Annotated in this window: 19 protein-coding genes and 2 tRNA genes; 16 read left to right on the forward strand and 5 right to left on the reverse strand. The window is 68.8% G+C overall.

Annotated features, from left to right (window positions below; all coding sequences use genetic code 11):
* Position 1 precedes the first annotated feature (1 nt).
* Entirely contained in the window at positions 2-1234 is a 1233-nt protein-coding gene (locus tag ACFYSH_RS22130; protein ID WP_359472109.1) for a GNAT family N-acetyltransferase, read from the reverse strand.
* A gap of 106 nt (positions 1235-1340) precedes the next feature.
* On the opposite strand from ACFYSH_RS22130, the gene ACFYSH_RS22135 reads away from it, so the two are divergent.
* Positions 1341-2486: a PP2C family protein-serine/threonine phosphatase gene (locus ACFYSH_RS22135; RefSeq protein ID WP_359472110.1), complete on the forward strand. Its 1146-nt coding sequence runs from the start codon at positions 1341-1343 to the stop codon at positions 2484-2486.
* Between the two features lie 152 nt (positions 2487-2638).
* Here ACFYSH_RS22135 and ACFYSH_RS22140 read toward each other — a convergent pair whose 3' ends face one another.
* Entirely contained in the window at positions 2639-3817 is a 1179-nt protein-coding gene (locus ACFYSH_RS22140) for a cation:proton antiporter (protein WP_359472112.1), read from the reverse strand.
* 149 nt (positions 3818-3966) lie between these two features.
* Between ACFYSH_RS22140 and ACFYSH_RS22145 the strand changes: the two genes are divergently transcribed.
* A complete protein-coding gene (locus ACFYSH_RS22145; protein WP_388754613.1) occupies positions 3967-4467 on the forward strand; it encodes an HD domain-containing protein in 501 nt (166 codons plus the stop codon).
* A 48-nt stretch (positions 4468-4515) separates the two neighbouring features.
* Here the strand turns inward: ACFYSH_RS22145 and ACFYSH_RS22150 are convergent, their stop codons facing one another.
* Complete coding sequence (locus ACFYSH_RS22150; protein WP_388754616.1) at positions 4516-5700, reverse strand: acyltransferase family protein; 1185 nt, start codon at positions 5698-5700, stop codon at positions 4516-4518.
* A 478-nt stretch (positions 5701-6178) separates the two neighbouring features.
* Here ACFYSH_RS22150 and ACFYSH_RS22155 point away from each other — a divergent pair, with 478 nt between their 5' ends.
* Both ACFYSH_RS22155 and ACFYSH_RS22160 read left to right on the forward strand, forming a co-directional pair.
* Positions 6179-6373 carry a hypothetical protein gene (locus ACFYSH_RS22155; protein WP_069172794.1) on the forward strand — a complete coding sequence of 65 codons (195 nt, stop codon included), beginning with the start codon at positions 6179-6181 and terminating at the stop codon, positions 6371-6373.
* Positions 6374-6479: 106 nt separating this feature from the next.
* Positions 6480-6827, forward strand: a complete 348-nt coding sequence (locus ACFYSH_RS22160) for a DUF1330 domain-containing protein (RefSeq protein ID WP_359472119.1) — start codon at positions 6480-6482, stop codon at positions 6825-6827.
* A gap of 54 nt (positions 6828-6881) precedes the next feature.
* On the opposite strand, the gene ACFYSH_RS22165 is transcribed toward ACFYSH_RS22160, so the two are convergent.
* Positions 6882-6955 (reverse strand) — tRNA-Gly (locus ACFYSH_RS22165).
* 166 nt (positions 6956-7121) lie between these two features.
* On the opposite strand from ACFYSH_RS22165, the gene ACFYSH_RS22170 reads away from it, so the two are divergent.
* The 5 genes from ACFYSH_RS22170 (at position 7122) to clpX (ending at position 11862) form a co-directional block, all read left to right on the forward strand.
* Positions 7122-7198: transfer RNA gene (locus ACFYSH_RS22170), tRNA-Pro, on the forward strand.
* Between the two features lie 150 nt (positions 7199-7348).
* Positions 7349-8755, forward strand: a complete 1407-nt coding sequence (tig, locus tag ACFYSH_RS22175) for a trigger factor (RefSeq protein ID WP_359472121.1) — start codon at positions 7349-7351, stop codon at positions 8753-8755.
* 296 nt (positions 8756-9051) lie between these two features.
* Positions 9052-9657, forward strand: coding sequence for an ATP-dependent Clp protease proteolytic subunit (locus ACFYSH_RS22180; protein WP_359472235.1), 606 nt, complete (start codon positions 9052-9054; stop codon positions 9655-9657).
* 66 nt (positions 9658-9723) lie between these two features.
* Positions 9724-10407: an ATP-dependent Clp protease proteolytic subunit gene (locus ACFYSH_RS22185; protein ID WP_359472123.1), complete on the forward strand. Its 684-nt coding sequence runs from the start codon at positions 9724-9726 to the stop codon at positions 10405-10407.
* A 156-nt stretch (positions 10408-10563) separates the two neighbouring features.
* Positions 10564-11862: an ATP-dependent Clp protease ATP-binding subunit ClpX gene (gene clpX / locus ACFYSH_RS22190; RefSeq protein ID WP_033299392.1), complete on the forward strand. Its 1299-nt coding sequence runs from the start codon at positions 10564-10566 to the stop codon at positions 11860-11862.
* A gap of 68 nt (positions 11863-11930) precedes the next feature.
* Here clpX and ACFYSH_RS22195 read toward each other — a convergent pair whose 3' ends face one another.
* Entirely contained in the window at positions 11931-12959 is a 1029-nt protein-coding gene (locus ACFYSH_RS22195) for a hypothetical protein (protein WP_359472126.1), read from the reverse strand.
* Positions 12960-13096: 137 nt separating this feature from the next.
* Between ACFYSH_RS22195 and ACFYSH_RS22200 the strand changes: the two genes are divergently transcribed.
* The 7 genes from ACFYSH_RS22200 to mreD all read left to right on the forward strand — a co-directional run bounded on the left by ACFYSH_RS22200 (position 13097) and on the right by mreD (position 21380).
* Complete coding sequence (locus ACFYSH_RS22200; RefSeq protein WP_359472128.1) at positions 13097-15718, forward strand: valine--tRNA ligase; 2622 nt, start codon at positions 13097-13099, stop codon at positions 15716-15718.
* Between the two features lie 124 nt (positions 15719-15842).
* Positions 15843-17366 (forward strand): folylpolyglutamate synthase/dihydrofolate synthase family protein, encoded by a 1524-nt coding sequence (locus ACFYSH_RS22205; RefSeq protein ID WP_359472130.1) that lies wholly within the window; start codon positions 15843-15845, stop codon positions 17364-17366.
* Between the two features lie 3 nt (positions 17367-17369).
* Entirely contained in the window at positions 17370-17738 is a 369-nt protein-coding gene (locus tag ACFYSH_RS22210) for a DUF4233 domain-containing protein (protein ID WP_359472132.1), read from the forward strand.
* Between the two features lie 86 nt (positions 17739-17824).
* On the forward strand, positions 17825-18238 hold the full coding sequence (gene ndk / locus ACFYSH_RS22215) for a nucleoside-diphosphate kinase (protein ID WP_388754624.1): 414 nt from the start codon (positions 17825-17827) through the stop codon (positions 18236-18238).
* A 293-nt stretch (positions 18239-18531) separates the two neighbouring features.
* Positions 18532-19551, forward strand: a complete 1020-nt coding sequence (locus ACFYSH_RS22220) for a rod shape-determining protein (protein WP_104785636.1) — start codon at positions 18532-18534, stop codon at positions 19549-19551.
* A 97-nt stretch (positions 19552-19648) separates the two neighbouring features.
* The gene (gene mreC, locus ACFYSH_RS22225; RefSeq protein ID WP_359472135.1) at positions 19649-20713 is read left to right on the forward strand and encodes a rod shape-determining protein MreC; all 1065 of its coding nucleotides are present in this window, start codon (positions 19649-19651) and stop codon (positions 20711-20713) included.
* Between the two features lie 4 nt (positions 20714-20717).
* Positions 20718-21380 (forward strand): rod shape-determining protein MreD, encoded by a 663-nt coding sequence (mreD, locus tag ACFYSH_RS22230; RefSeq protein ID WP_359472137.1) that lies wholly within the window; start codon positions 20718-20720, stop codon positions 21378-21380.
* The last annotated feature ends 13 nt before the right edge of the window (positions 21381-21393 follow it).

Genomic DNA, 21393 nt, shown 5'->3' on the forward strand with positions numbered 1-21393 from the left:
CTCAGAAGCCGTGCGGGCACCACGGCTGCACGTCCGAGGAGAACGCGAGCGCGGTCCCTTCCAGCGCGCCCGCACGCCTCTCGCGGACCTGCCCGGCCGCAGCCAGCGTCGTCAGCGACACCCCGCCCAGGTAGGCTGATGCCAGCGTCGAGGCGGACAGGGCCAGTTCGGGCTCGTCGTCCGTACGCCGGCAGACGGCGGCGCCCTTGGCGTCGGCGGTCAGCCGCCAACGCCCCGCGTTCCACGGGCAGAAGGTGTCCTCCACCTCGAGCACCACGTCGACCGGCGTCCGGTAGGTCCGCGCCTCCAGGGCCGCACCCAGCTCGACCAGTCGCACGTACAGGCCGTCCCGCAGCCGCACCTCGCAGCGCCGGACGTCGGAGACCATGCGGAGCACGGCGTCGTCCGCCGGCCGGTTGTGGCACTCGACCACCGACATCAGATCGATCCCGAACAGGAAGCGCCACAGCGCCGCGTACGAGGCGGGGTCCAGCGCCGCCAGGTCACGCACCGCCACCGTGCCCCGGGGGCCCGCGTCGTCCCAGGCGGGCTTCAGGCTGAACGTGGCGTAGCCGGTGACCTCGCCGTCCCGCTCCGCGAGGACGCACTGCAGCGGGGAGCCCCCGTCCCGAAGGCTCTCCGGGTCGTTCACGGGCATCTGCTCCCAGCCGGGCCGGCGTACCGGCGTACCGGGCCGGGTCTCCGCCAGCCGCGCGTAGACCGCCTCGCAGGCATCGAGCGCCTCGCGCGGGGGTGACCGGCGCACCCGTACCGCGTCCGTCCCCGGAGGGAGTGCGAGACGGGTCCGGGAGGTGTCGACGCGCAGACTCATCTCCGTCGTGGCCGCGCCGTAGCCGAACCGTCCGTAGATGCCGGGCTCCGACGCCAGCAGCACCGCGAGCGGCTCGCCCCACGAGCGGACGTCGTCGAGCTGGCGCCGCATCATCGACGTCAGCAGCCCCTGCCTGCGGTGCGTCGCGGCCACGCTCACCATGGTGACGCCCGCGGCCGGCACCGCGGCGCCGCCCGGCACGGTCACCCGGAAGCTCAGAGCACCGGCCGTCCCCACACACTCCGCGCCGTCCCAGTGGCCGATCGCACGCCGCGGCTCGGTCAGCGACGCGTACATCTCACGGTTCTCCGGAGCCAGGGGAACGCCGCCGAACGCCAACTCGACACTGCCGAGCCAGGTATCCCACTCAGGGGCCGTCAACATCCGCAATTGCGTGGTCATGAGCTCTGCATACCAGGGCCGCGCTCCCCGGGGCGACCCACTTTCGAACGCATTGCCACCAGGTCCCCCCTGCACCGGAGGCCGTCGGATGGATAAGGTCCCGACAATGGCACGTCGCAGAGGACCAGACACCTACCCCGCCCGGTGGCGAAGAACAGTGCACCGGGCGCGCGTCGCGCTGCGCAGATCCGGTGTCGACTACTTCCGCGGTGACGGCTCCGACTGGATAGCCCTGGCCGGTCTGCTGATCACCGTCCCGCTGATCACCTGCGGCACACTGCTCGACCCGGTCTGGTGCTCACCGGCCGCCCTGGCCCTGCCGATCGTGGCGGGTGGGCTGCTGCTGCGGCCGGCCAGTCTGCTGAGCCTCTACGCGACCGCGGCCGCCGCCCTGATCGTGGAGTCCGTCGTCCTCGGTCCTTACGCGGACGGGCCTGCCCGGGTCACCCCGGGCACCGTCCTGGTCGTAGCGGCCTGTGGCTTCTTCGGGCTGCTCATCGCGCAGTTCCGGGCCAGGGTCGGGGTGCCGTGGCGACGCGGCGGCACGATGCTCTTCGACCTGCGGGAGCGGATCCGGGTCCAGAGCGCCCTGCCCCCGCTCCCCGAGGGCTGGCACCGTGAGATGGCGCTCCGCCCGGCCGGGGGCCAGTCCTTCTCGGGCGACTTCGTCGTCGCCGCCCGCACCAACGGCGGGCGCACCCTTGAAGTCGTACTCACCGATGTCTCGGGCAAGGGCATGGACGCGGGTTCCCGCGCCCTGCTGCTGTCCGGAGCCTTCGGCGGCCTCCTGGGATCCCTGCCGCCGCACGGCTTCCTGCCCGCGGCGAACGGCTACCTGCTGCGCCAGGACTGGGACGAGGGATTCGCCACCTCCATCCATCTCGTCCTGGACCTGGAGTCCGGCGACTACGAACTGCTGTCGGCGGGCCACCCTCCCGCCCTCCAGCTGCACGCGGGAAGCGGCCAGTGGGAGGAGCAGGCCGCCGAGGGCCCCCTGCTCGGTGTGTACGACGGGGCGGAGTTCCACGCGGTGAAGGGTTCCCTGGCCCCCGGGGACGTTCTGATGCTCTTCACGGACGGTCTGGTGGAGGCGTCGGACCGTGACATCTCCGACGGCATCGACCGGCTGACCGGGGAGGCCGACCGCTATGTCGCGACGGGCTTCGAGGGCGCGGCCTGGCACCTGATCGAGGCCTGCGCGAAGGACGTCAACGACGACCGCGCACTCCTGCTGCTGTCCCGTCGCGCCTGAACCGCACGAAATCGGTCGAAACCGTGCAGACGTCAAGCGAGACGTTCGACCATCACTCGGACGTGACGTCTTTGCGTCCATGTCGTCCCCCGGGTGCGCGAGCACAGCCCCCGCACCCGGGTCGTCCGTCGGTTCCCCGTCGTCCTCGCCCCTCAGACGGGTACCGCCTCCTTGCCGGCCTCCCGGTCCCCGGTGCGCCCACCGGGCAGGATCCGGGCGAGCCAGTGCGAGCGCCCGGCCGCCAGCGGTGAGAGGACCGCGAGCAGGAGCACGTACCCGGCGATGAACGGGGAGAGCCGTTCGTCCAGGCCCGCGCCCGCGGCCATCGTGGCGAGGATCAGCGCGAACTCACCGCGTGCCAGCAGGGTGGTGGAGATGTTCGCCGTGGCCTGCGGGCCGAAGGCGTAGATCTTGGCGGTGGCCATCCCGGCGAAGACGTTCATCGCGACGGTCACGGCGACGGCCGCCAGCACCGGCCACACCACGCTCGGCAGGTCGCCGGGGTTGATGGACAGTCCGAAGGCGAAGAAGAAGATCGCACCGAACGCGTCCCGCAGCGGATGCACCAGCTTCAGGATGCGGGCACCCGAGGTGGTGCTGCCCAGCATCAGGCCGACCATGAACGCGCCGATCGCGTCGGCGACCCCGAACCACTCCGAGACCCCGGCCACGAAGACGGCGGCACCGAGGAAGGAGATGACGAGGAGCTCGTCGTCCTTGGTGTCGAACAGCTTGCCGATGACCTTCGTGCCGAACCTGGCCAGGAGGGCGAGCAGCAGCAGGAAGCCGAAAGCCTTTCCGCCGTCGAGTACCGCCGCGCCGAGACTGTCGGCACCGGACAGGATCGGCTGCAGGGCGGCCAGGTAGAGGGCGAGGAAGACGTCCTCGACGACGATGATGCCGAGGATCGGCCGTGTCTCGGGACTGCCGATCCGGCCGAGGTCGACCAGGACCTTCGTGACGATGGCCGACGACGAGATGCCGAGGACGCCGGCGAGCACCAGTGCTTCCGAGGTGCCCCAGCCGAGCGCGAAGCCGAAGCCCAGACCGGCGCCGACGTTCAGGGCGAGGTACGTGCCACCGGCGAGCGCCATCTTGCGCCCGCCCTTCTTCAGGTCGTCCAGGTGGAATTCGAGACCGAGGTAGAAGAGCAGCAGCACCAGCCCGAGAGCGGAGAGCATCTCCAGGTCGTGCGGATCGTCGAGGAGGACGACCCCCGGTGTGTGCGGGCCGAGCAGGATCCCGGCGAGGATGAACAGGGGGATGGTCGGCAGTCCGATGCGGCCGCCGACGCGGGCGAGGACGGCGGCGGCGAGGAACGCGCCCCCCATGGCGATGAGCGTGTCTGCGTGTCCGATGAGCCCGTCTCCTTCGTTCGGTCAAGAGTGCGTCAAGGAATCGTCAGTAATTAGTTTACCGAACGATCCGCTGTGCACGAGTGGACCCTCGGAGCGCGGGGTGCCCGGCGTACAGTCGGCCCATGCCGATCCCGTACCTGACCCTGGCCCAGGTGGAGGCGATCGCCCGCGCGGCCCATCGCACACAGACCGACAAGGCGGGGCGCCCGTACGCGGAGCACCTGGCAGCGGTGGCCGAGGGCGTGCGCGTCCGGGGCGGCAGCGAGGAGCAGATGGCCGCCGCGTGGCTGCACGACGCGGTGGAGGACGGCGCGCTGTCCCGGCAGTGGCTGGACGAGGCCCCGCTGTCCCGGCGGGTGAAGGACATGGTCCTCGCCGTCACCAAGCGGGACGGCGAGGACCTCGTCGCGTACACCGGGCGGATTCTCGCCACACCCGGTGCGCTGCTGATCAAGGAGTCGGATCTGGCGCACAACGCGGACCCGGACCGGCTCGCGGTCCTGGAGCCGACGACCCGTACCCGGTTGACCGAGAAATATGCGCAGGTACGCGGCCTGTTGGGGCTCGACGGGGATGCCGGGTCCGTCGAACGGCGGGATCAAGCCAACCCCGCGACAGGCTGACGCACCGACAGGACCGGCCCCCGGCAGGAGGGGCCGATCCGGACAGTCTCAGCGCTTGGCGGGGCTCCGGCGGAACGCCCAGTTCATGTCCGGCTCGGTCGCGAAGCGCAGCACGCGCCGGACCGGCGGGGTGCACATCAGGGTCACGGAGGCTGCCGCGACGACGGAGACGACCACGAGCCCCACGGGGCCCGAGAGCCACTCGTGGCGGTCGAACAGGCCGTAGTAACCGGCGCCCTTCACCAGGAAGCCGTGCAGCAGGTAGCCGCAGATCGTCCCGGCGCCCAGCACGGTGAACCACATGTGGCGGCGCGGCACCCAGGCGAGGAACCCGATCGTGAGCAGCAGTGCGCATCCGAACATGGCCAGGGTCATCACCGGCCCCGTCCACCACTGGAAGTCCATCTCCTGGGCGCTGTTGCTGCGGTAGAACCAGCCGAGCCGCATGTGCGGCGCCGCCCAGTAGGCGAAGGCCAGGGCCCCGGCGAACAAAGGGAGGGACAACAGCCGCACCTCCCGCCGCCGGACCAGCTGGAAGTGCTCGGGCTTCATCAGCAGGCCCAGCACGAAGAACGGCAGGAGCTGGCAGACGCGCTGCAGGTCGAGGTCGTCGGTGATGTCCGGTGTGACCGAGGCGAGCATCGCGATCACGAGGGCGACCGGGAGCGGATGGCGCAGTGACTGCCAGATCGGTGTGGTGACCCGCCAGATGAACAGGGCGATCAGGAACCAGGTGAGGAACAGCGGGTCGAGCAGGGTGATGGAGGTGTCGTCCCCGCCGGCGTACCGCTTGAAGAGCGAATACGCGGTCTCGAAGAGCACGTAGGGCACCACGACCCCGGTGACGAGGCGCTTCACCTTGGCCGGACTCATGTCGAACGACCGGGAGAAATAGCCCGAGACGAGGATGAACGCCGGCATGTGGAACGTGTACACGATCATGTACAGCGCCCGGGTCGTGCGGCTGCCGTCCATCACCGGCTCCCAGGCGTGGGCCACGGCGACGAGCACGATCGCGAGGTACTTCACGTTGTCGAAGTACGCGTCACGGCGCTTGGCCGGTGCGGGCGCCCCGGTGCGGGCCGGTGCGGGCGCCCCGGTGCGGGCCGGTGCGGGTGCGGCGGTGGAGGCAGGTGCGCCCGGAACCGTCAGGGTCTGCTCGCGTCTCGGCTCCGACTCCCGGCTCTCCGGGGTGATCGGGGCCCTCTGAATTTCACTCGGAGCTTTCGACATCCCATGCACCTTAGACCCGTCGATCGGTACGCGTAAAACCCCCGAGAAATATTGCGTGTTCCCGGTCATTGAGAAGTGAAACCAACGGCAACGGTCCGTTAGGTGGTGATTCATCCCGCTTAAATGGTGCATATCGTCGGGAGGTTGGCGACAGTGAAATTCGTCGCACGAACTCCTGGCAAATGACTGTGAATGAAGTGTGGGGATATGGAAACGATCACATCGGTCGATATTCGAACTGCCCTGCGCACAGCGGGCGCACAGGAAATGCGGCAGCCCGTGCGACTACTGGCGCGGGCGGCGTGCACGCCGCCCGCGCCGGGCGCGCGCGGGCGCGAGGATGGCGGGATCCGGCCGTCCCGCACCGTCACCCGGCAGCAGGTACGGGGGAGTTGGTGGCACGATGGACGCGACGGAGGCGTGCTGGGCCGCACGCCGCCGGGCCGGCAAGGCGAACCGACCAAGGGTGTGATCAGTCGTGGCCATTTCACTGTCTGTGGTGCTTCTGCTGGGGATCGTCCTGGTGGTGTTCATCCGCGGCGGATCCCTCAAGGGCGGGCCTGCGGTCGTCGCCGTACTCTTCGGCTTCTTCCTCGCTTCGACGGGCATGGCGCCGTCGATCAACAGATTCATGAACTCGATAGCCGACACGATCAACCAGATCAGCTTCTGACGCCCGTGCGTGCGCGAGTCCACCCCGGCCGGCCGGCGCCGCCGGGCGTCCACGCATGCCCACCGCCCGCCGGGCGCCCGGGGCCCTGCCGACCGGAAGGACAGTCATGCCCGCGTACGCCATAGCCCACCTGAGAGAGGCCGACCCGCATCCGGAGATCGCCGAGTACATCGAACGGCTTCCCGCCACCTTCGACGCGTACGGCGGTCGCTACCTCGTGCACATGACGCCGCACGAGGTGAAGGAGGGCGCCTGGCCCGGGCACGTCGTGATGATCGGCTTCCCGGGGATCGACGAGGCGCGGGCCTGGTGGGACTCACCCGCCTACCGGGAGATCGCACCGCTGCGCTCACGGCACATCGAGGGCGACGTCATCCTGGTCGAGGGAGTGCCGGAGGGCTACGACCCGACACCGGGCGTGAAGGCGATGCGCGAGGCCCTGGCCGCCGAGTGACACGGAAAGCCGAAGGGCCGGCCCGAGGATCTCTCCTCGGACCGGCCCTTCGCGTGGAGCGGGCGACGGGAATCGAACCCGCGTAGCTAGTTTGGAAGACTAGGGCTCTACCATTGAGCTACGCCCGCACATGCCGCACCGCGGGTCCGCCGGACCTCGGTACGGAAAGCATCGTAGCGGGTCGGGGAAGGTACGCGCACACCCGTACCGGTGTGCCCGTGACAGCCGCGGTGACGGCCTGGCCTAAGCGGCCGACGCGACGCCCTTCTGCATGTACCCTACGTGTCGCACCGACGGGGTGTGGCGCAGCTTGGTAGCGCGTCCGCTTTGGGAGCGGAAGGTCGTCGGTTCGAATCCGGCCACCCCGACCACCAGCAAGATCGCATTGTGGGAGTCCTCCCCCTTGCCGTTACTATGCAAATTGCGTGCCCGTGTGTCTGATGTACCGGGCTCGATCCGCGAAGCCGCCTCTCGGCGGCCGAGCAGAACCCCAAGAAGTCAGCCACCAAGGAGACCGAACCGTGAAGAGCGCCGTGGAGACCCTGAACCCGACTCGGGTTCGGCTCAGCATCGAGGTGCCCTTCGAGGAGCTCAAGGACAGCCTCGACGCGGCGTACAAGAAGATCAACCAGCAGGTCACGGTGAAGGGCTTCCGTAAGGGCAAGATCCCCAACCGCGTCATCGACCAGCGGTTCGGCCGTGGTGCTGTGCTGGAGGAGGCCGTCAACGACGCCCTTCCGAAGTTCTACACCGAGGCTGTCAACGAGGGTGAGCTCAACGTTCTGGGCCAGCCCGAGGTTGACATCACCGAGCTCAAGGACGGCGAACTGCTGGCCTTCACCGCCGAGGTGGATGTCCGTCCCGAGATCGAGATCCCGGACTACTCCGGCATCGAGGTCACCGTGGACGCACTCGAAGTCACCGAAGAGGACGTCGACAAGGCCGTGGAGCAGCTCCGTGAGCGCTTCGCGTCGACCAGCCCGGTCGAGCGCGCCGCCGCCGAGGGCGACGTCGTGACGATCGACCTGGAGGCCAAGGTCGACGGAGAGGTCCTCGAGGACGGCGTGGCCGCGGGTGTCTCGTACACCATCGGTTCCGGCGAGCTCCTCGAAGGCATCGACGAGGCCGTGACCGGCCTGGAGGCCGGTGGCGAGGCCACCTTCACCTCCGAGCTGAAGGGCGGCTCCGCCGAGGGCAAGGAAGCGGAGGTCACCGTCAAGGTCACCGCCGTCGCCTCCCGCGAACTGCCCGAGCTGGACGACGACTTCGCGCAGATGGCGAGCGAGTTCGACACGCTCGCCGAGCTCCGCGAGGACAGCCGCAAGCGCCTCGAGAACACCAAGCAGTACGACCAGGCCACCCAGGCCCAGGAGCGTGTCCTCGAGGAGCTGCTGAAGCTGGCCGAGGTCCCGATCCCCGAGAAGCTTCTCGCGGACGAGGTCCAGACCCGCAAGCACAACCTCGAGCACCACCAGCTCGGCCAGATGGGTCTCGACCTGGAGAAGTACCTCGAGATCCAGGGCAAGACCCTGGAGGAGTTCGAGAACGAGACCTCCGAGCAGGCCGTCAAGGGCATCAAGACCCAGTTCATCCTCGACGAGCTCGTCAACAAGGAGAAGCTGAACGTCAACCAGGAGGAGCTCACCGAGCACCTCATGCGGCGCGCGCAGTCCTCCGGCATGAGCCCCGACCAGTTCGCCCAGGCCGTCGTCGAAGGCGGTCAGGTGCCGATGCTCGTCGGCGAGGTCGCCCGCGGCAAGGCGCTCGCCGTCGTCGTCGAGGCCGCCAAGGTCGTCGACACCAACGGTGAGGTCGTCGAGCTCGAGGACGACGAGGAAGAGGCCACGGAGACGGTCGAGGCCACCGAGACGGCCGAGGACGCCACCGAGGCGGCCGACGAGAAGAAGGACGAGAAGAACGAGGCCTGAGCCCCGCTCCGCTCGTTGATCCGACGTTGATCTGATCCGCACGACGGGCCCCGGACGCTTGAGTCCGGGGCCCGTCGTCGTATCGGCCCGCGCCCGGGAGAACCGCGCGGGAACCCTTGTACGGACTGCGCACCTTGCGCTCCCAGCGAACAGTAGGGGAAGCGGGATGGCGTTGTCCCACCTGCGCGTTAGGGTCCATGAAGAGGAAGGGTCGGGTAGTCCCGGCCCACCCGGTACGAAGACGCTGAGACGGCCGGAGCCGTCAGAGACGAGCAGGTGGATACGTGACGAATCTGATGCCCTACGCCGCCGGAGAGCCGTCCCTCGGTGGAGGCCTCGGTGACCAGGTCTACAGCCGACTGCTCGGCGAGCGCATCATCTTCCTCGGTCAGCAGGTCGACGATGACATCGCCAACAAGATCACCGCACAGCTTCTGCTCCTTGCCGCGGAACCCGACAAGGACATCTACCTCTACATCAACAGCCCCGGCGGTTCGGTGACGGCCGGCATGGCGGTCTACGACACCATGCAGTACATCCCGAACGACGTGGTCACCATCGGTATGGGCATGGCGGCCTCCATGGGCCAGTTCCTGCTCACCGGTGGCACAGCGGGCAAGCGCTTCGCGCTCCCGAACACCGACATCCTCATGCACCAGGGTTCGGCCGGTATCGGCGGTACCGCCTCGGACATCAAGATCCAGGCCCAGTACCTGCTCCGTACGAAGACGCGGATGGCCGAGATCACCGCCCACCACTCCGGCCAGACCGTGGAGACGATCATCCGCGACGGCGACCGCGACCGCTGGTACACGGCGGAGGAGGCCAAGGACTACGGCCTCATCGACGAGATCATCTCGGCCGCGTCGGGCATCCCGGGCGGCGGCGGCACCGGCGCCTGATCGGGCGTGCACCACCCCGCACCCTCTCGTACGCCGAGACCTCCAGCCCACAGATACGCCACCAGGATGGTGAACACCCACATGAACAACCTCTCCGGCGCCTCCGCGAGCGGCCTCTACACCGGCCCGCAGGTGGACAACCGCTACGTCGTCCCGCGCTTCGTGGAGCGCACCTCGCAGGGCGTGCGTGAGTACGACCCGTACGCGAAGCTCTTCGAGGAGCGCGTGATCTTCCTCGGCGTGCAGATCGACGACGCCTCCGCCAACGACGTCATGGCACAGCTGCTGTGCCTGGAGTCGATGGACCCGGACCGCGACATCTCGATCTACATCAACAGCCCCGGCGGCTCGTTCACCGCGCTCACCGCGATCTACGACACGATGCAGTTCGTGAAGCCGGACATCCAGACGGTCTGCATGGGCCAGGCGGCCTCCGCCGCCGCGGTCCTGCTGGCCGCGGGCACCCCGGGCAAGCGCATGGCGCTCCCGCACGCCCGTGTGCTGATCCACCAGCCGTCCTCGCAGACCGGCCGTGAGCAGCTCTCCGACCTGGAGATCGCGGCCAACGAGATCCTGCGGATGCGCACCCAGCTCGAGGAGATGCTGGCGAAGCACTCCACGACCTCGCTGGAGAAGATCAGCGAGGACATCGAGCGCGACAAGATCCTTACCGCTGACGACGCACTCGCGTACGGTCTGGTGGACCAGATCGTCTCCACCCGTAAGACCACCGCAGGCGCGTCCGTCTGACGTCGGTCTTTCCCCTTGGCACCTACCGTGTCCACGGCCTCGGCCGTGTGAACCGTGCCAAGGGGGGCCCGAACGGGGGCCCAGGCAAGGTACCGTCGGATAGAGGCACCAGGAGCCGCTGAACCAGGCTGCTCCCAGGCGAAGGGGAAGCACCTCGTGGCACGCATCGGTGATGGCGGCGACCTGCTCAAGTGCTCGTTCTGCGGAAAGAGCCAGAAGCAGGTGAAGAAGCTCATCGCGGGACCCGGTGTGTACATCTGCGACGAGTGCATCGATCTCTGCAACGAGATCATCGAGGAGGAGCTCGCCGAGACCTCAGAGGTGCGGTGGGAGGAACTCCCCAAGCCGCGCGAGATCTACGAGTTCCTCGAGGGGTACGTCGTCGGGCAGGAGCCCGCGAAGAAGGCCCTCTCGGTCGCTGTGTACAACCACTACAAGCGGGTCCAGGCCGGGGAAAACGGCGGCGGTGCGAATCGTGACGACGCGATCGAGCTCGCCAAGTCCAACATCCTGCTGCTGGGCCCCACGGGCTCCGGCAAGACGCTTCTCGCGCAGACCCTGGCCCGCATGCTCAACGTCCCGTTCGCCATCGCGGACGCGACGGCGCTGACGGAGGCCGGCTATGTCGGTGAGGACGTCGAGAACATCCTGCTGAAGCTGATCCAGGCCGCGGACTACGACGTCAAGAAGGCCGAGACCGGGATCATCTACATCGACGAGATCGACAAGGTGGCCCGCAAGAGCGAGAACCCGTCGATCACGCGTGACGTGTCCGGCGAGGGCGTCCAGCAGGCCCTGCTGAAGATCCTGGAGGGCACCACCGCCTCCGTGCCGCCGCAGGGCGGACGGAAGCACCCGCACCAGGAGTTCATCCAGATCGACACGACGAACGTGCTGTTCATCGTGGGCGGTGCCTTCTCGGGGCTGGAGAAGATCATCGAGTCGCGGGCCGGCGCCAAGGGCATCGGCTTCGGCGCGACGATCCGCTCCAAGCTGGAGATCCAGGCGAGCGACCAGTTCCAGGAGGTCATGCCGGAGGACCTGGTGAAGTTCGGGATGATCCCCGAGTTCATCGGCCGTCTCCCCGTGCTGACCTCGGTCCACAACCTGGACCGCGAGGCGCTGCTCCAGATCCTGATCGAGCCGCGCAACGCGCTGGTGAAGCAGTACCAGCGCCTGTTCGAACTGGACGGTGTGGAGCTGGACTTCGAGCGCGAGGCGCTCGAGGCCATCGCCGACCAGGCGATCCTCCGCCAGACGGGCGCGCGCGGTCTGCGCGCCATCATGGAAGAGGTCCTCCAGTCCGTGATGTACGAGGTGCCGTCCCGCAAGGACGTGGCCCGCGTCGTCATCACCCCGGACGTCGTCCGCAACAACGTCAACCCGACGCTGGTCCCGCGCGAACCGCGCACGATCGGCAAGAACGACGGCGGCCGCCACGAGAAGTCCGCGTAGCGGCGGCGACAGCGACACGCACGCGAAGGGGCGCCCGGCTGCCGGCCGGGCGCCCCTTCGGCGTCGCGTCAGATCTTGGTACGCGAGGTGTTGTAGAGCTTGGCCGCGAGGGCGGCGACCTCGGACTGCGGCATGGACTTCTCGGTCATGGCTCCACCGATGTCGAAGCCGATGACCGCCCCGACGGTGCTGTAATCGCCCCACACGCAGATCGGCATGATCATTTCCGCGGGGCCGTTCGCCGCGGTGCCGTCGGCCTCGTCGTTGCGCACCTTGAGGTCCTGGCACTTCATGATCGCCCCCTCGAACCCGTCGGGCGTGACGGTCTTCGGGCTGCCGACCAGGGAGGCCTTGGCGCCGTCGTTCTGCTCGGTCGCCTTCGCCTGGGCGTTCTTGAAGGAACCGTCAACGGTCTTGGCGGGGTCGGAGATCTCTCCCCACAGGCCGGTCAGGAGCAGCATCTTGGTCGTGAGCGGGTTCTTCTCCAGGTCACCGCTCATGTACTGCGCTTCGGCCTTCTGGGGGTTCTTGATGCCCAGGGCCTCGGCGTTGGTCTTCGCCTCGCCCGTGGCCGCACCCGTGGACGCCTTGCTCGTGTCCTGCTTGTAGGTGTCCACCGAGGCGGCCGGCGTGAGCTTGTACCCCTTGGTGGAGTCGGCCACGTCGCCGCTGCCGCCGCCCGCGGTCAGGAAGTACGCCCCTCCGGCGATGACGGCCAGCGCCACCACGGCCGCGCCGATGATCAGCCCCGTCTTCTTCTTCGGGGCGCCCTGCTGCGGGGGCACCCCGGGGTACGCCTGCTGGCCGCCGTACGGCGGCGTGGGCGGCTGCTGGCCGTACGGGCCCGGCTGCTGGCCCTGGGGATAGCCGTAGCCCTGCGGGGGCTGCTGCTGCGGCGGGACGCCCTGGGGGGCCTGCTGGGGGTAGCCGTAACCCGGCTGACCCTGCGGCGGCTGTCCCTGCGGCGGAGCGCCATAAGGACCCGGCTGCTGTCCGTACGGCCCGGGCTGCTGTCCGTACGGTCCGGGCTGGCCCTGCGGTCCGGGCTGGCCCTGCGGCGGCTGCCCGCCGTACGGGCCCGGCTGGTTGTAACTCATGGTGCTGTCCCCTCCAGAATGCTTATGCGTTGCGGACATCCTGACGGAAGGGCCTCTGACGTAGGGCATCGCGGCTCACACCGTTACGGAACAAACCGGTTTCAGTGCACGACTGTGACGGCCCTAAACTGTCCCCCGTGACCGAGAACACTCAGCAGCAGACAGCCAGCAACCCCGAACTGCCGACCCAGTACGCGCCGGCCGAGGTGGAGGGGAAGCTGTACGAGCGCTGGGTAGAACGTGGGTATTTCGAAGCCGACGAGCACAGCGACAAGCCGCCCTACAGCATCGTCATCCCCCCACCGAACGTCACGGGCAGCCTCCACCTGGGGCACGCCTTCGAGCACACCCTGATCGACGCCCTCGTCCGCCGTAAGCGCATGCAGGGCTTCGAGGCGCTGTACCAGCCCGGTATGGACCACGCGGGCATCGCCACCCAGAACGTCGTCGAGCGTGAGCTCGGCAAGGAGGGCAAGTCCCGCCACGACCTGGGCCGTGATGCCTTCGTCGAACGCGTCTGGCAGTGGAAGAACGAGTCCGGCGGCCAGATCTCCGGCCAGATGCGCCGTCTCGGCGAGGGCGTCGCCTGGTCCCGTGAGCGCTTCACCATGGACGAGGGCCTGTCCAAGGCCGTCCAGACCGTCTTCAAGCAGATGTACGACGACGGGCTGATCTACCGCGCCGAGCGCATCATCAACTGGTGCCCCCGCTGTCTCACCGCGATCTCGGACATCGAGGTCGACTACCAGGAGGACGACGGCGAGCTCGTCTCGATGACGTACGGCGAGGGCGACGAGACGATCGTCGTCGCCACCACCCGCGCCGAGACGATGCTCGGTGACACGGCGGTCGCCGTCCACCCCGACGACGAGCGCTACCAGCACCTGGTCGGCAAGCAGATCAAGCTGCCGCTCACCGACCGCACGATCCCGGTCGTCGCCGACCACCACGTCGACCCGGAGTTCGGCACCGGTGCCGTCAAGGTGACGCCCGCCCACGACCCGAACGACTTCGAGATCGGCAGGCGTCACGACCTGCCGTTCCTCACGGTCATGGACGAGCGGGCCGTCATCACCGTCCCCGGTCCCTTCGAGGGCCTGGACCGCCTGGAGGCGCGCTCCGCCATCGTCGCCGCCCTGCGCGCCGAGGGCCGGATCGTCGCCGAGAAGCGCCCGTACGTCCACTCCGTGGGCCACTGCTCGCGCTGCAAGACGACCATCGAGCCGCGCCTCTCCCTCCAGTGGTGGGTCAAGGTCGAACCGCTCGCCAAGGCGGCCGGCGACGCCGTCCGCGACGGCCGCGTCAAGATCCACCCGCAGGAGATGGAGAAGCGGTACTTCGACTGGGTCGACAACCTCCACGACTGGACGATCTCGCGCCAGCTCTGGTGGGGCCACCGCATCCCCGTCTGGTACGGCCCGAACGGCGAGGTCGTCTGCGTCGGACCGGACGACGAGGCGCCCACGGGTGAGGGCTGGACGCAGGACAGCGATGTCCTGGACACCTGGTTCTCCTCGGGCCTGTGGCCGTTCTCGACGCTCGGCTGGCCCGAACAGACCGACAGCCTCGCGAAGTTCTATCCGAACTCGGTCCTGGTCACCGGCTACGACATCCTCTTCTTCTGGGTCGCCCGGATGATGATGTTCGGCCTCTACGTCAACGACGGCGTCCCGCCGTTCGGCACCATCGTCCTGCACGGCATGGTCCGCGACGAGCACGGCAAGAAGATGTCGAAGTCCTTCGGCAACGTCGTCAACCCGCTGGACTGGATGGACAAGTACGGCTCCGACGCCCTGCGCTTCACCCTCGCGCGCGGCGCCAACCCGGGGACCGACGTCCCGATCGGCGAGGACTGGGTCCAGGGCTCGGCGAAGTTCTCCAACAAGATCTGGAACGCCACCCGCTTCGCGCTGATGAACGGCGCCACGATCGAGGGTGAACTGCCGTCCGCCGACGAGATGTCGGTGACCGACCGCTGGATCCTGTCGCGCCTGGCCAAGACGGTCGCGGACGTCGACGCCTTCTACGACGACTACCAGTTCGCCAAGATCAGCGAGTCCCTGCGCCACTTCGCCTGGGACGAGGTCTTCGACTGGTACGTCGAGCTGTCCAAGACCACCTTCTTCGCGGGCGGCCGCCCGGCCGAGGTCTCGGGCCGGGTCCTCGGCGAGGTCCTGGACGTGATGCTGCGGCTGCTGCACCCGATCGTCCCGTTCGTCACGGAGGCGCTGTGGACCGCGCTCACCGGGCGCGAGTCGATCGTCATCGCGGACTGGCCGGCCGACTCCGGCTTCCGCGACGAGGCGGCCGAGAAGGAGATCGAGCTCGTCCAGCAGGTCGTCACCGAGGTCCGCCGCTTCCGTAACGACCAGGGCCTCCAGCCCGGCCAGAAGGTCCCGGCCGAGCTCACCCTGACCGGCACCGCGCTCGCCCCGCACGAGGCGGCCATCCGGCAGCTGCTGCGCCTGCAGCCCGCCGGGGACGGCTTCCAGGCCACCGCCTCGCTGCCGGTCGCCGGTGCCACCGTCGCGCTCGACCTCTCGGGCACCATCGACGTCGCGGCCGAGCGCAAGCGTCTGACCAAGGACCTGGAGGCTGCCGAGAAGGAGAAGGCGCAGGCCACCGCCAAGCTCGGCAACGAGGCCTTCCTGGCCAAGGCCCCGGACAACGTGGTCGACAAGATCCGTGGCCGGCTCTCCAAGGCGGAGGCCGACATCGAGCGGATCGCCGCCCAGCTGGCGAGCCTGCCGCAGGGCTGATGAGCTGAACACGGAGCCCCCGCACCCCCGACCGACCGGGAGCGCGGGGGCTTCGCCATGCCCGGGGGGAAGCGCGGCGCCGGGCGCTGCGCGCGATGTCGGCGGCCATCCGTAGACTGGCCCTGTGAGTGAGCCCCGCCCTTCAGACCGGCACGACGCGTCCGATCCCGACGACACCTTCGCGGAGATCGTCGACGAGGAGACCCAGCGCGATCCCGACCTGGCGGTGATCGAGGCCGGGAGCCGGACGCTGCGCACCCAGTCAGGACCGCCCCAGGGCGAGGCGGTCCCCGACCGTCCCGCCGACCCCGAGACCGACCGTGCGCTGCGCGAGGTGGAACAGGAGCTCGCCGGACGCTGGGGCGAGACCAAGCTCGAACCTTCGGTGACCCGTATCGCCGCCCTGATGGACGTGCTGGGCGAGCCCCAGCGCGCCTACCCCTCGATCCACATCACGGGGACGAACGGCAAGACCAGCACGGCCCGCATGATCGAGGCCCTACTGAGCGCCTTCGAGCTCCGTACCGGCCGCTACACCTCCCCGCACGTCCAGTCGATCACCGAGCGCATCAGCCTGGACGGCGCCCCGATCGAGGCCGAGCGCTTCGTCGAGACGTACAACGACATCAAGCCGTACGTCGAGATGGTCGACGCCCAGCAGCCCTACCGGCTCTCGTTCTTCGAGGTGCTGACGGGCATGGCGTACGCCGCCTTCGCCGACGCGCCGGTCGACGTCGCCGTCGTCGAGGTCGGCATGGGCGGCACCTGGGACGCGACGAACGTCATCGACTCCTCGGTCGCCGTCGTCACCCCCATCTCGCTGGACCACACCGACCGCCTCGGTACCACTTCCGCCGAGATCGCCGGTGAGAAGGCCGGCGTCGTCAAGCAGGGCGCGACGGTCATCCTGGCCCAGCAGCCGGTCGACGCCGCTCAGGTCATGCTGAAGAAGGCCGTCGAGGTGGACGCCACGGTCGCCCGCGAGGGCATGGAGTTCGGCGTCGTCTCCCGCGAGATCGCGGTCGGCGGCCAGCTGGTGACCCTCCGGGGCCTGGGTGGCGAGTACGACAGCATCTTCCTTCCGCTCTACGGGGCGCACCAGGCGCACAACGCGGCGGTGGCTCTCGCCGCCGTCGAGGCGTTCTTCGGTATCGGCGCGGAGCAGGCCCGGAGCCTCGACGTGGACGTGGTCCGCAAGGCCTTCCTCTCAGTGCTCTCGCCGGGCCGTCTGGAGGTCGTCCGGTCCAGCCCGACCGTCGTCCTGGACGCGGCGCACAACCCGGCCGGCGGCCTGGCCGCCGCCGAGGGGATCTCCGAGGCGTTCAGCTTCTCCCGGCTGATCGGGGTCGTCGGCGCCAGTGACGGCAAGGACGTCCGGGGGCTCCTCGAAGCCTTCGAGCCGATCTTCGCCGAGATCGTCGTCACCCAGAACTCCAGCCCGCGCGCCATGGACGCGGACGCGCTCGCCGCGGTCGCCGTCGAGGTCTTCGGCAACGAGCGTGTGCAGGTCGAGCCGCGCCTGGACGACGCGCTGGAGGCAGCGATCACTCTCGCCGAGGAAGAGGCCGAATACGCGGGTGCCGGAGTCCTGGTGACCGGGTCCGTAATCACGGTCGGCGAGGCCCGGCTGCTTCTGGGAAGGCGCTGACCTGTGCGTACGCTCTGCGCATCGACGCTGATCGGTGAGTTCTTCGTCATCGGCTTCGCCGGACTCGTGGCGATGAAGTCCGACGACATGTCCATGGCCACGGTCTGGACGGTCTGCGGCATCGGCATGCTGCTGTCCGTCCTGCTCTGCGGTGTGCTCACCCGGCCCGGGGGCGTACAGCTCGGGTGGGGCCTCCAGATCCTGCTGGTGCTGAGCGGTTTCTTCGTCCCGATGATGTTCATCCTCGGTGTGATCTTCGGTGCCCTGTGGTGGGCCTCGGTGCACTACGGCCGACGGATCGACGAGGCCAAGGCACGGTGGGCGGCCCAGGCCGAGGCACAGGAGAGCGCACAGGCTCCGGCCCAGGGATGACGCAGCGTGAGCCCGGCCGCAGGGCCGTCCGCATCCCCCTGTACTCTCGCCCTCACCCGCACCGAAACACCCGCTAGGAGCCGCACATGACTCAGCGCACCCTCGTCCTTCTCAAGCCCGACGCCGTCCGGCGTGGGCTGATCGGCGAGATCGTCGGCCGCATCGAACGCAAGGCCGGATGGACGATCACCGCGCTGGAGCTGCGCACGCTCGACCAGGAGATCCTGGAGCAGCACTACGGCGAGCACAAGGGCCGCCCGTTCTACGAGCCGCTCGTCGAGTTCATGGCCTCCGGCCCCGTCGTCGCTCTGGTGGCCGAAGGTGAGCGGGTCATCGAGGGCGTCCGCGCCCTGGCCGGCCCGACCGACCCGATCGCCGCCGCGCCCGGCTCGATCCGTGGCGACTTCGGCACGATCACCCGGGAGAACCTCATCCACGCCTCGGACTCCGAGGAGTCCGCAGAGCGAGAACTGAAGCTTTTCTTCCCCGGACTTTCCTGACTTCGGCTCCGCCAAACAGCGCTCATGACCTGGGGCGACCGAAGTAATTCGGTCGCCCTTCGGCATACGGCCACGTATCGCGGGAACGCATCCCTCCGACGTAACGTCACCATGGGTGGAACGGGCTACTGTTCCACTCGCAAAGGCGAAGGACCCTCGCGCTGTGTCCGTGCATACGGCACTACGATGGAAGCTTCCACGCCCGCAGCGCCAACCCTCGCCTACCTGGAACAAGCCATTTTCAGCTTCCTGGGAAGGCCCGACGCATCCTCATGGGGAACAAGGGGAACTCAATGTCGTTCATCGGCCGTGACATGGCTATCGACCTCGGGACTGCCAACACGCTGGTGTACGTCAGGGGGCGCGGCATCGTCCTGAACGAGCCGTCCGTCGTGGCCATCAACACCAACACCGGCGGAATCCTGGCGGTCGGCGCCGAGGCGAAGAAGATGATCGGCCGCACGCCGGGGAACATCGTTGCCGTGCGGCCACTGAAGGACGGCGTGATCGCCGACTTCGAGATCACGGAGCGCATGCTCCGCTACTTCATCCTCAAGATCCACAAGCGCCGCTACCTGGCCCGCCCGCGCGTCGTCGTCTGTGTGCCCTCCGGCATCACAGGGGTCGAGCGACGCGCCGTCATCGAGGCGTCGACGCAGGCCGGCGCGCGCCAGGTGCACATCATCGAGGAGCCCATGGCCGCGGCCATCGGATCCGGCCTGCCGGTCCACGAGGCCACCGGCAACATGGTCGTCGACATCGGTGGCGGCACCACCGAGGTCGCGGTGATCTCGCTCGGCGGAATCGTCACCGCCCAGTCGATCCGGGTCGCCGGTGACGAACTGGACAACGCGATCATCCAGCACGTCAAGAAGGAGTACTCCCTCCTCCTCGGCGAGCGCACCGCCGAACAGATCAAGATCACGATCGGCTCGGCGTTCGAGATGGAGAAGGACGAGCACACCGAGATCCGCGGACGCGACCTGGTCTCGGGCCTGCCCAAGACCGTCGTCATCTCCGCGACCGAGGTGCGCAAGGCCATCGAGGAACCGGTCAACGCGATCGTCGACGCCGTGAAGACGACGCTCGACAAGTGCCCGCCGGAACTCTCGGGCGACGTCATGGACCGCGGCATCGTCCTCACCGGCGGCGGCGCGCTCCTGCGCGGCCTCGACGAGCGTCTCCGCCACGAGACGGGCATGCCGATCCACATCGCCGAGGACCCGCTGGACTCGGTGGCCCTGGGATCCGGTAAGTGCGTCGAGGAGTTCGAGGCACTCCAGCAGGTGCTGGACGCCCAGCCCCGACGGTAGGACACGATGTTCCGCCGTACGGGCGCCGACGTCCCGTACGGCGGAACGTCGCTATGCAGGCACGAACATTCCGACGAGGAAGGCACGGCCGCCGCACGTGAGGGACACACGAGAGAGCCGGCTGCTCCTGGTGCTGCTGATCGCCATCGCATTCGCCCTGATCACGGTCGATATCCGCGGTGGCGAGGAGTCACCGGTGGACGGAGCCCGGCAGGCCGCCGCCACGGTCTTCGGGCCGGTCGAGAACGGCGTCGCGGCCGCGGTGGACCCGGTGGGCAACGCCATCGGCGCCGTACGGGACTCCGGTGACCGGCACGACCGGATCGCGGCCCTGGAGCACGAGAACGCCGAGCTGAAGACGAAGCTCGGCAGCGATGACCGCAACGCCAGCAAGGTCCGCCAGCTCGACACCATGCTGAAGAGCGCCGGAGCCGGCCAGTACGGCATCAAGGCGGCGCAGGTCATCGCCATAGGAGCGGCCCAGGGCTTCTCCTGGACCATCACCATCGACGCCGGGGCCCACGACGGCCTCCAGCGCGACATGACCGTACTGAACGGCGAAGGGCTCGTGGGCCGGGTCACCACCGTCGGCCCGGACACCGCGACCGTCCTGCTGGCCAACGACCCCGACTTCACCGTCGGCACCCGGATGGAGAAGACCGACGAGCTCGGCTTCGCCACCGGACAGGGATCCCGGCCGCTCTCGGTCCAGTTCCTCAACGGCAAGGCCGACGTGAAGAAGGGCGACCGGCTGGTCACCTTCGGCTCGAGCAAGGACAAGCCCTTCGTCCCCGGCGTGCCGGTCGGCGAGGTCGTCCGTGTCGATCCGTCCGGCGGAGACCTGACACGGACCGTCTACGTCCGTCCGTACGTCGGCTTCACCAAGCTGGACATCGTGGGCATCGTCGTCCAGGCGCCCCGCGAGGACCCCCGCGACATGGTCCTGCCGAAGCAGCCCAGGAAGCCGGAGAAGCCCAAGCCCACCCCGACCGTCACCGTGACCGTCCAGCCGAACGGCGACCTCGTCGACGGCAGCGGAAAGGTCGTCGGGAACATCAACGAGAAGCCCGACGCGTCCGCTTCACCAGGTGCCTCCCCGGACGCCTCCGGCAACGCAGACACGGCCGCCGGTGACACGGCGAACGAGCAGGAACAGGGCTGACCTCATGCGCTTGAACAGGACTCTGCTCTCCGTCGCCCTGGTCGTGGTGGCCCTCGTCATCCAGGTATCCGTCCTCGCCCGCCTCCAGCTTCCCGGCGCCACCCCCGACCTGCTGCTCCTCGTCGTCCTCGGACTCGCCTTCGTCTACGGGCCCGTCAGCGGCACCCTCATCGGCTTCGGCGCGGGCCTCCTCGCCGACCTGGCACCGCCCGCCGACCACGCCGCCGGACGCTACGCCCTGGTGCTCTGCGTCATCGGCTACCTGGCGGGCATGGCCCGCCCCGAGAAAGGCCAACTGAAGTCGGCCTTCACCCCGATGGCCTTCGTCGTCGTCGCGGCGCTGGCGTCGACCCTGCTCTACGCCGGTGTCGGCTCCCTCGTCGGCGACACGGCCGCCCGCCATGTGGGTCTCGGCAGCCTGCTGTTCACCGCCGCGGTGTACGACCTGCTCCTCGCGCCGTTCACCGTTCCGTTGATCATGGCGCTCGCCAGACGCACCGAGAACGACCCGGTCGCCGACAGCTCCGGCGGTGGTGACGTCGCCGCCGGCTGGCTGGCCTCGGGCACCGGGCTGCGCATCGGCAGCCAGCGGAACGGGATGCGCCTGAGGGCGGCCCGCAGCCGCGCCGCACGCGCGGGAAGGATCAAGGGGGTCAAGCGACTGTGAGGCTGTACTCCGC

It is taken from the genome of Streptomyces sp. NPDC005791 (genome assembly GCF_042871485.1).
In the GTDB taxonomy this organism is placed as follows: Bacteria; Actinomycetota; Actinomycetes; order Streptomycetales; family Streptomycetaceae; genus Streptomyces.